Origin of the sequence: Planktothrix sp. FACHB-1355 (assembly GCF_014748295.1) — a bacterium.
GTDB classification, from domain to species: Bacteria; Cyanobacteriota; Cyanobacteriia; order Cyanobacteriales; family Aerosakkonemataceae; genus Aerosakkonema; species Aerosakkonema funiforme_A.
Genome location: NZ_JACJUP010001095.1, coordinates 1 through 2,369 on the forward strand (window position 1 = coordinate 1; position 2,369 = coordinate 2,369).

Genomic DNA, 2,369 nt, shown 5'->3' on the forward strand with positions numbered 1-2,369 from the left:
ACAAGCAATCAGACAAGAATATTCCTGGCTTTCAGACGCAGAATATCGATTGGGCAGAAAACAAGTTTTAGCGAAATTTTTGCAACGAGAAAGGATATATTTTACCCCACAAATGTTTGCCACCTTGGAAGTGAAGGCTAGACAGAATATTCAAGAAGAAATAAAATCTTTATCGGAAGCAAACGGTAACAAAATATTATAGTGATTCCACAAACAAAAGCGATCGCCCAAACACTCCAATCCATCCTCAGCCCAGCCGCAGTCTGCGAGTGGGGCAACATCGAAATCGATCGACAAAAACACTTAAGCAAAGCAGTATCAGAAGACACTACTCCCAGCTGCATAGTTTATCCCAACACCCAGGAAGAACTAGCCCAAATCATCGCCTGCGCCCACCAGCAACGTTGGCGCGTCTTACCTTGCGGCAACGGCAGTAAACTGAGTTGGGGCGGCCTAGCTAAAGGGATAGATGTAATAATAAGCACCGAACGGCTCAACCGCGCGATCGAACACGCAGTAGGCGATTTAACCATCACAGTGGAAGCAGGCGCAAAATTCGCCGATATTCAGCCAATTTTGGCAAAAGCAGCACAATTTATCGCCCTCGACCCAGCTTATCCCCAAACAGCTACTATTGGCGGCATTGTCGCTACCGCTGATGCCGGTTCCTTGCGGCAACGATACGGCGGCGTTCGAGATATGCTGCTGGGAATTTCCTTTGTCCGTTACGATGGTCAAATTGCCAAAGCCGGTGGGCGCGTGGTAAAAAATGTAGCTGGATACGACTTGATGAAATTGTTTACAGGGTCGTTTGGAACTCTCGGCATTATTTCACAAGTTACGTTTCGACTTTATCCTTTGCCAGAAGCATCGCAAACCGTTGTGCTTACTGGCACAGCTGATGCGATCGCACAAGCTACCAAAACCCTTCTCGCCTCCGCCTTGACACCCACCGCCGTTGACTTGCTATCGACTCAGTTGGTAGCTAACCTGGGACTTGGTAAAGGGATGGGATTAGTTTCTCGCTTCCAAAGCGTCACAGAAAGCGTCCGAGAACAATCAAACCGACTGCTGGAAGTCGGGGAAAAGCTGAGTTTGCAATGCAGCAGCTACGCGGGAAATGATGAGGCTAATCTATGGCAACAATTACAACAATCAATGCAGGCGTCGGGCATAGAGTCTGCGATCGCTTGCAAAATAGGAGTATTACCCACTGCTGCTGTCGCCACTCTTTCCCAATTGGATAAGATTGCCTCTGGGCAGGGAATGGGTTTGATTCACGCTGGTAGCGGTTTGGGGGTATTGCGGTTTGAAAGTGAAAATGCAATTGATGGTGTGAAAAAAATGCGATCGCACTGTCAATCTCACAGCGGTTTCCTCACCGTTTTAGAAGCACCGATCTCTTTCAAACAAAAACTGGATATCTGGGGTTACTCCGGCAACGCCCTAGATTTAATGCGACGAATTAAACAGCAATTTGACCCAGAAAATATCTTCAGCCCACATCGTTTTGTCGGCGGTATTTAAAACTCTCTTGTGGGGTGGGCATCCTGCCCGCCCGATCGGGGCTGCCCCACAAGAGAATAGTAAACAGACACAAATCCAAACTACCCATGCAAACTTCAGAAGTTCCCTTATCAATTCCAGCAGATTCAGCTTCAAAAAATTTGAATGGTTTTGATAGCAAACAACCCCCCGATCCAAAACTAATCGATACCTGCGTTCATTGCGGATTTTGTCTTTCCACTTGTCCCAGCTATCGCGTAATTGGTAAAGAGATGGATTCGCCTAGAGGGCGGATTTATATGATGGATGCCATCAACGAAGGTGAAGCAGCCCTTGCGGAAGGCACTGTACAACATTTTGATAGTTGTTTGGGCTGTCTCGCCTGCGTCACCACTTGTCCGTCAGGCGTACAATACGACAAATTGATTGCCGCCACTCGTCCCCAAATCGAACGCAATTATCCCCGCAGTTTGCCAGACCAACTGTATAGAAAACTCATCTTTAACCTGTTTCCCTATCCGAATCGGTTGCGGTTTTTACTAGCGCCTTTGCTAATCTATCAGAAATTGGGATTTCCCAAATTCTTTCGCGCTACAGGATTGCTGAAACAGATCTCGCCGCGACTGGGGGCAATGGAATCTCTGCTGCCAGATGTAACGTTGAAATCTTTTGCGGATACTCTACCAGAAGTGATTCCAGCACAAGGAAAAAAACGCTATCGAGTTGGTGTGATTTTGGGTTGCGTGCAGCGACTATTCTTCACGAAAGTGAATGAAGCAACCGTGCGCGTTTTAACAGCAAATGGTTGCGAAGTGGTGATTCCCAAATCTCAAGGTTGTTGTACTGCTTTACCGGAACACCAA

2 protein-coding genes and 1 pseudogene are annotated in these 2,369 nt (G+C 47.2%); all 3 read left to right on the plus strand.

Going from position 1 to position 2,369, the window contains the following annotated elements; genetic code table 11:
• Positions 1-202: pseudogene (locus tag H6S82_RS29390) on the plus strand (hypothetical protein); the annotation flags it as partial.
• Positions 202-1,527 carry an FAD-binding oxidoreductase gene (locus tag H6S82_RS29395; protein ID WP_322111863.1) on the plus strand — a complete coding sequence of 442 codons (1,326 nt, stop codon included), beginning with the start codon at positions 202-204 and terminating at the stop codon, positions 1,525-1,527. The pseudogene H6S82_RS29390 and the gene H6S82_RS29395, both read left to right, overlap by 1 nt.
• Before the next feature lie 86 nt (positions 1,528-1,613).
• A partial coding sequence (locus tag H6S82_RS29400) for a 4Fe-4S dicluster domain-containing protein (RefSeq protein WP_191057191.1) occupies positions 1,614-2,369 on the plus strand: 756 nt, incomplete at its 3' end.